Source organism: Aromatoleum sp. (genome assembly GCF_036675785.1).
In the GTDB taxonomy this organism is placed as follows: Bacteria; Pseudomonadota; Gammaproteobacteria; order Burkholderiales; family Rhodocyclaceae; genus Aromatoleum.
In genome coordinates, this window is record NZ_JAKFEF010000079.1 from 1 (window position 1) to 1,553 (window position 1,553).

Consider the following 1,553-nt stretch of genomic DNA (forward strand, 5'->3'; position numbering starts at 1 on the left):
TCATCGGCTTCGTCGACGTCGACGCCCTGGGCGGGTTCCTGGCCGGCTCCCGCGAGCTGATCCGTGGATTCAAGTACTCCGCACCGGGATTGAGCATGTTCACCGCCGGACCCGCGCCGTCCGCAGTGGCAGCAGCGAACACGGCGCTGAACGTCGGGCGTGATTCTTCGGGCGTCATGTCCTGGATCTTCTTGAGACCGGACGAGCCCATCTGCGTGAGCAAGCCTTCAACCTGGGGATGCAGCGGCATGATCGTTCTCCTGTGTGCGTGATGCCGGGACCTGGGAGCTTACTGCGCAGGTCGGGGCGAAAACACCCGCGGAACGCGAGGGTGCGCCCTAGCGTGCAGGGCGGGTTGGCCGCGAGTTTTTTCGCGGCGTAACCCGCCAGTCTCGTCCGCCGTTCGATCGGCGGATGACGGCTTCGCCTGATCCGCCCTGCCCGGATGGTCCCTACATTTCCGCGTCGCGCAGCCAGCGCCACAGCGTCGTGCGCGACACACCGAGGATGCGCGCGGCAACCTGACGATCGCCGCCGGCGCGTTCCATCACGCGGCGCAGATCCGGGCGCGTACCGCCGCTGCGACGTCGAGCGGCCGGGGTCTTCGGTTCCGCGTCTGTCGGAGCTGTCTGCGTCGCGCTTCCGGAAGTCCGCGGACGATCGAACAGCTCGGCCGCACAGCGCCGCAGCAGCGCCACATCGATCGGAGCCGTACTGCCTTCGCAGAAGACCGCGACGCGATCCACCAGATTGCGCAGCTCGCGCACGTTGCCGGGCCAGGCGTGCGCCCGCAGCACATCGAGCGCCGCTTCGGTCCATTCCGGCGTGACCTTGCCGAGCGAGGCTTCGAGAAAATGCCGCGCGAGCTGCACGATGTCGGCGCCGCGATCGGCCAGCGCCGGCACCTGCAGGCGCAGCACGTTGAGCCGGTAGTAGAGATCGCGGCGAAAACGGCCGGCCGCGGCCATCGCGTCGAGATCGCCGTGCGTGGCGGCGATGACGCGGATGTCGATGGGCACCGCACGCGAAGCGCCGACGCGTAGGACTTCGCGTTCCTCGAGCGCACGCAGCAAGCGCGTCTGCAGCGCGAGCGGCATCTCGCCGATCTCGTCGAGGAACAAGGTGCCGCCATGCGCGGTTTCCATCAGGCCGGTGCGACCGCCGCGGCGCGAGCCGGTGAAGGCGCCTTCCTCGTAGCCGAACAGTTCGGATTCGAGCAGCGACTCGGCGATGGCGCCGCAGTTCACGGCCACGAACGCGCCCTTGCGGCGCGGACTGCCGGCGTGCAGCGATTGCGCGACCAGTTCCTTGCCGGTTCCGGTGTCTCCGGTGATCAGCACCGTGCGATCCGAGGCCGCGAAGTTGCCGATGTCGTGACGCAGCGCGCGCATCGGCGCGCTGTCGCCGATCAGGTCGGACAGCGCGTAGCGACCGCCACCGCTGCCGCGTCCGGCGCGCAGGCTCGGCGCCTGCGTCTCCGCGCTGCCGACGGCGAACGCAATTTCCAGCGCGCTCTCGAAGGCCTGCCGGATCGTGTCGGCCGAGTACAGCAG

The 1,553-nt window shown here is 69.2% G+C and carries 2 protein-coding genes; both read right to left on the bottom strand.

The window, feature by feature from the left end; translation table 11 throughout:
- Nucleotides 1-250: hypothetical protein (locus V6M37_RS17295; RefSeq protein ID WP_332675427.1), on the bottom strand; the 250-nt coding region annotated here is incomplete at its 3' end.
- A gap of 202 nt (nucleotides 251-452) precedes the next feature.
- Nucleotides 453-1,553: sigma-54 interaction domain-containing protein (locus V6M37_RS17300; protein ID WP_332675429.1), on the bottom strand; the 1,101-nt coding region annotated here is incomplete at its 5' end.